The sequence below is a fragment of the Lutibacter sp. TH_r2 genome (assembly GCF_033101135.1).
Classification (GTDB): Bacteria; Bacteroidota; Bacteroidia; order Flavobacteriales; family Flavobacteriaceae; genus Lutibacter.
Genome location: NZ_JAWMPV010000009.1, coordinates 1 through 6,545, shown reverse-complemented (window position 1 = coordinate 6,545; position 6,545 = coordinate 1). Strand labels below are relative to the sequence as shown.

The following is a 6,545-nucleotide window of genomic DNA, read 5'->3' as shown; positions in this document are numbered from 1 at the left end:
CTAGCATTAGGCGTCACATGTACTGTAATAGTAAAATCATCTCCAACACAACCATCAGGTGTTGACGTTGGGGTAACTACATATACTACAGTTTGTAATGTACTTGTTAAATTAATTAAAGTATTAGTAATTGTATCAGAAGTAGACACAGTAGTTGTTTCTCCATCAATATTAGCGTTACTAACTGCTTGCCAACTGAAAGTACTAGGAACATTAACATTATCAATTAAAGATTCATTAAATAAATCTCCACTATCAATTGTAATTTCAGAATTAGTTTCTATTATTTCCTGTGTTTCATTAACATTTATTGTAAAAGTTTCAGAGTGATTATTACTATCCGAAACAGTAATAATAGAACTAGCTGTAATTTGAAAATCTTCATTTCCATCAAAAGGAATGTTTTGAACACTAGGATTATCACTAATAGTGATAGTATAAGGTTGTGTACCTCCACTTGCAACTATATTAGCTGTTGTATCTTCACCAAAACATAAAATATTTGGAGCACTACCACCAGCACTAAAAGGTCCTTCAACAATTATATCTGGAATATCTCCATTACACTGAGAAGTACTAATATCAGGACAAATAGCGACACCATCACCTGAAGTATCCCAAGAAACTAGAACATCATTTAAACTGTATAACTTATCTACATCTCCATTAATACAATAGTTATCTATTTTAAATGTTTTATAAAACCCAGTTTCAATTCCTGCTGAACTTGTATAATAAACATATTTCTTAAGCTCAGGTGTTGGATTAGCGGCTTTAACATCTGTTAAATAAAATTGAGCCAATAAATCATGTTTTTTTCCATTTTTACTTACACTTATCATTATCCAAACATCATTTATGTCATGTATATCGGAACAATCTGTTATAGCCGATCCATCATCACCATTACCTATATATGCATTTGTAATTTCAATTGAGTTTGCAGTACATCCTGAATCTGAACCAATACAATCGTCAGTGAATTCACTCATTGTAAATTGTGAATAGCCAATAGTTGTAAATAGCAAAAATGATATAATATTCAATGCTGATTTAAGTATAGTTTTTTTCATTTTTAAATATTTTTGATGTTTAGCACTATTAATTGATAACCAACTAGATTTTACTTAAAATAAACTTATAAGCAGAAAAATGAATTAATATTTTATCGATATAATAATATTATAGGCTTACAATAAAGCTGTAAGCTTAAATCATATTCTATTGGGGGAGATAGAATTGTAGGGATCAAAAAGAAACTAATAATTATACTTTATAGTTCTTAAAATGCTTTCAACTTTAATTAATTTCAAAAAGTTTAATTACATTTAAAGGGGGATATAATTGTGGGATTTTAAGCAAATATACGATTTTAGTAAGTAAAAACAAATAGTATAAATAAAAAATACTTTATATTTAATGTAAGGTGTGCTTCATAAATAAAATACATTCCAAATAATTGAACACCTTTGGCTATTTAATAATTTTTTTTCTGATAAGTATATAAAATAATTTTTTTAAAAATATATAAAAGAAAATTTAGTTGAAACATTTAATATTATTTTAAGTAATTTAAATGATCAATTGGCTTTAATAAATAATCTAGTGCACTACATTTTATTGCTTTTAAGGCAAATTTCTCATAAGCAATGGGAATAATCTATTTATTGTATTTTTTAATATAATTTAAACGTTAGCTTCATCGTCAATTATAATCACTTTTACCATAGCATATAAAAGTAATATTAAAATGATTGATATGTAAAGGAATGAGTAAAAGTCTTAAAATTAAAATTTATCGTTTTTTAAATTTACTATCTCTTTAAAATTTTATAATTAATTCTTGTTCTATTCACACAAAAAACTGTAAAATTGTAGTAACAAAACAATTATTAACAAATGTTAAAACTGTATACGATTCTGCATACGATTTAAAAAAATAGCAAATTTAAAACGCTGATTATCAGGTTTTTTAAAAATTATCCTCCAATTTCATAACCCGGAGGTCTGCAGTTCAATTCTGCATCACGCTACAAACATTTAAACCATATAAATCAGCAGTTTAGCTTTCTAAACTGCTTTTTTTATGTCTAATTTTCATGAAATTCTTACTTTTGAATACGAAAGTGCATACGATTTGCAAATGAAAAAGAATTATTCGAACCCCAAAATCTACAATGCCAATGGAGATTAAAAAAAACGTTGGTATGTCTATTTTTCTTACAGAAATCCAAAAACAGGAAGATTAAAACGTGTCACTCCATTTTATGGAGATGCGCACAAATACAAAACTAAAGAAGGTCGCCTATTTGTATTGTCTGTGTATCAGAAGAAAATTTTGAATTATTGAAACATTTACCAAACAATATAGAAGAAGAATTTAATAAATGTAGTTGCTTACATTTTTTATAAATAATAATAAAGGATATCAGCACGTATATTCTTTATGTAAAATAAAGACTATGAATTGTGAAAAAGTTTATTTTTTAATAAAATTATTTTAACATAGCATCACAAAACTTCTAGCTTTTAAAATTTAAATATAGCTCTAAATACTATTAATAGTACTTCTACAACAAATGTAATATTGTTTGCTCTTTCCGTTTTACTCATTTACACTTACATACAATAAATTTATCATATAAAATTAAGAGACTTTAAATCTATTATTTTATTAATACATTTTAAAATTAACGAATTCACCAAAATGATAAATTCAACTAAAATCCTACTACTTTTTACTGTTATTATACTTACTATTAATTGCACAACAGAAAAGAAAAAAGAAAATTCTTTAAAAGCAGAAACAACTCTTAAAACCAAATTTAAAAACAACTTTTATATAGGTGCTGCTATTAACGACAATCAACTATTAGAAACTGATACCCTAGCAGTTGATTTGATTAAAAAAGAGTTTAACACCATTACTCCTGAAAATATTATGAAATGGATGTATGTACATCCAAAACCTGACACTTTCTACTTTGACATGACTGATAAATATGTGGATTTTGGTGTGAAAAATAATATGAACATTGTAGGGCATACCTTGGTTTGGCATTCGCAAATTGCACCTTTTATGAATAAAGTTAAAGACAGCGTTTTAATGACTAAATACATAACAAACCAAGTAAACACAATAGTTAACAGATATAAAGGAAAAATTAATACTTGGGATGTTGTTAATGAAGCTTTTAATGAAGATGGGACTTTTAGAACTTCCAACTTTTACAACGTTATGGGTGAAAACTATATTGATCTTGCCTTTAATTTAGCTGCAAAAGCAGATCCTAATGCTGAATTAATCTATAACGATTATAACCTTTGGAAACCTACAAAACGTGCTGGAGTTGTTCGTTTAGTAAAAAAACTTCAAGCAAAAGGAATTAAAATCGATGGCATTGGAATGCAAGCCCATTACGGTTTAACCGAACCTTCTATTAAAGATATTGAAAATAGCATTATTGCTTATGCAGAATTAGGCCTAAAAGTAAGCTTTACAGAATTAGATGTAACCGTATTACCAAATCCTTGGGATTTAAATGGCGCTGCTGTTGAACAAAACTATGAGCAATTCGAAGGTGATGTGAAAATGGATCCTTACCGTTCAGATTTTCCACAAGAAATGGAGCAAAAACTAGCAAAGCGATATGAGGAACTTTTTAACTTATTCCTAAAACATCAAGATAAAATTAATAGAGTTACTTTTTGGGGTGTAAACGATGGCAGTTCTTGGTTAAACAATTGGCCAATTCAAGGCAGAACAAATCACCCTCTTTTATTTGATAGAAAATTTCAACAAAAAGAAGCTTACAAAACTTTATTAAACCTCAACAATTAACCTACAATGAATAACGAGAAATTATCAATTAAAGAGAAAATTGGTTACAGTCTTGGAGACCTTGCTGCAAACTTGGTTTTTCAAACACTAATGACCTATTTAGCTTATTTTTATACAGATATTTATGGTCTAAAACCCCATGATGCTTCCATAATCATACTTTCAGTTGGTTTGGTAGCTGCATTTGCATTCAACCCAATAATGGGTGCTATTGCAGATAGAACTCATACAAAATGGGGTAAGTTTCGTCCTTGGATTTTATGGACAGCCATTCCTCTTGGTGCAATCGCTTTACTAGCTTTTAGCACACCAAATTTCGATTATAAAGGAAAACTAATTTATGCCGTTGTTACTTACACTTTGTTATTAATGTTGTACGCTGCAAACAATTTACCATATTCTGCTTTGAGTGGAGTAATTACTGGAGACATGGGCGAGCGAAATAGCATTTCATCCTATCGATTTGTTGCTGTTATGATAGCTCAATTTTTTGTACAAGTATTTATGTTGCCAATTATTGAAACTGCCGGTGGTGGAGACAAAGCCGTAGGTATAGAAATTGTTATGACCTGGCTGGCTATTATTGGAACCATTATGTTATTAATTACATTTTTTACAACCAAAGAACGTATTGTTCCAAAGCCAGAGCAAAAATCGAGTTTAAAAGAAGATTTAAGTGATCTTATAAAAAATAAACCTTGGTTAATAATGCTAACTTTAACTACATTAGTATTTATTACATTGGCTATAAAAGGTGGCTCGTATGTTTACTATTTCGAGAACTATGTAGATAAAAATGAGTTAACGCTTTTTCTTCAACCTATATTAAACTTTTTGTCTGAAATTGGTTTAAACTTCTTTGGTGAGAATCCAGTTTCTGCAGGTTTTGGACTATTTAATGCTGGTGGAATTAGCTTTATGATTGTAGGAATAATGTTCTCTAAAAAACTAGCAGACAAATATGGTAAAAGAGATGTTTTTGGAATCTTCTTATTTGTTTCAACAATATTCATTTTAGCATTCTATTTCTTCCCTTCTACTTCTGTTAGAACAATGTTTATCTCTCAAATATTTCACGGTTTTTTCTACGGAATTACAATTCCACTTTTATGGGCTATGATTGCAGATGTTGCAGATTTTTCTGAATGGAAAACAAATCGAAGAGCTACGGCTATTATTTTTTCGGCAATGATGGTTGGTTTAAAAGGAGGTTTAAGTATTGGTAGTGCTTTAGTTACAGGTATTTTAGGTAGTTATGGATACAATGCTAATCTTGAAGTACAAACAGAAAGTGCCATTTTAGGAAGTAAAATGCTTGTCAGTATTTATCCCGCTATTCCTTTTTTAATAGGAACTGGTTTGTTGTTTTTCTATGAAATTAACAAAAAACTAGAAGTGAAAATTGAGCAAGATTTAAAAGAAAGAAGAACAAATTAAATTAGAATACAATGCCAGAAGAAAATATAGAACATATTAATTTTGAAGAATTAAATAAAAAAGCGATTTCAAAACCTATTGTATCGCATATATACACTGCAGATCCTTCAGCACACGTTTTTGATGGAAAAATATACATTTATCCTTCACACGATATTGATGCAGGAGAAGCTTTTGATGATTTAGGAAGCCATTTTGCTATGGAAGATTACCATGTAATTTCTATGGATAGTATAGAAAGTGAAGCAATAGATAATGGTTTGGTGTTACACGCTGATGATGTTGCTTGGGCTGAAAAACAATTATGGGCGCCAGATGCCAATGAAAAAGACGGAAAATATTACTTGTTTTTTCCTGCAAAGGCTTACGACGGAATTTTTAGAATTGGAGTAGCAACAAGTAAATCTCCTACGGGTCCTTTTACTGCACAACCAGAAGCGATAAAAGGAAGTTTTTCTATAGATCCTGCTGTTTTTAAAGATGACGATGGTAGTTACTATATGTATTTTGGTGGTTTATGGGGCGGACAGTTACAACGTTGGAGAACTGGAACTTTTAATGCTGAACAACCTGATAGCCCAACAGCTTTTTTACCTAAAGATAATGAACCTGCATTATTGCCTTATGTTGCAAAAATGACTGATGATTTATTAGAATTTGCTGAAAAACCTAAAGAGCTTGAAATTTTAGATGAAAATGGTAATTTATTATTAGCAGGTGACAACAACCGTAGATTTTTTGAAGCTGCTTGGCTACACAAACACAACAATAAATACTACTTCTCTTACTCTACTGGAGATACACATTTTATATGCTATGCCATTGGAGATAATCCATACGGGCCTTTTACCTACCAAGGAAAAATATTAGAACCTGTTGTTGGTTGGACAAGCCATCACTCGGTATGTGATGTTGATGGAAAATCATATTTATTTTACCACGACTCTTCACTATCAAAAGGAGTTACACATTTAAGATCTGTTAAAATTGCTGAAATAACTTATAGAAAAGATGGAACTATAGTTCCTATAAAACCATATAAATTAGATTAATGTTTTTTGTTTAGAAAAAAGAGCTCAATTTTGAGCTCTTTTTATATCATTTACAACATTGAATCAAATTTTTATATTCTAAAAATATTAATTATCATCAAAAACTAGAATTTAGGGTAAAAAAAAGCGCCTTTAAATTTAAAGACGCTTACGAACCTTAATTAAAAACATATTTATTTTTATGTTTTTATTTTCTAGCAATTACTTTTTTAACT

4 protein-coding genes are annotated in these 6,545 nt (G+C 29.3%); 3 read left to right on the top strand and 1 reads right to left on the bottom strand.

Annotated elements, in window-relative coordinates; translation table 11 throughout:
• Positions 1-1,073, bottom strand: a 1,073-nt coding sequence (locus R3X25_RS15060; RefSeq protein WP_317675798.1) for a PKD-like domain-containing protein, incomplete at its 3' end; no start/stop codon positions are given.
• 1,634 nt (positions 1,074-2,707) lie between these two features.
• Here R3X25_RS15060 and R3X25_RS15055 point away from each other — a divergent pair.
• The 3 genes from R3X25_RS15055 to R3X25_RS15045 are packed head-to-tail and all read left to right on the top strand — an operon-like array spanning position 2,708 to position 6,330.
• Entirely contained in the window at positions 2,708-3,841 is a 1,134-nt protein-coding gene (locus R3X25_RS15055; protein WP_317675797.1) for an endo-1,4-beta-xylanase, read from the top strand.
• Positions 3,842-3,847: 6 nt separating this feature from the next.
• The gene (locus R3X25_RS15050; RefSeq protein WP_317675795.1) at positions 3,848-5,278 is read left to right on the top strand and encodes an MFS transporter; all 1,431 of its coding nucleotides are present in this window, start codon (positions 3,848-3,850) and stop codon (positions 5,276-5,278) included.
• Between the two features lie 11 nt (positions 5,279-5,289).
• Positions 5,290-6,330: a glycoside hydrolase family 43 protein gene (locus tag R3X25_RS15045; RefSeq protein WP_317675794.1), complete on the top strand. Its 1,041-nt coding sequence runs from the start codon at positions 5,290-5,292 to the stop codon at positions 6,328-6,330.
• Positions 6,331-6,545: the final 215 nt, after the last annotated feature.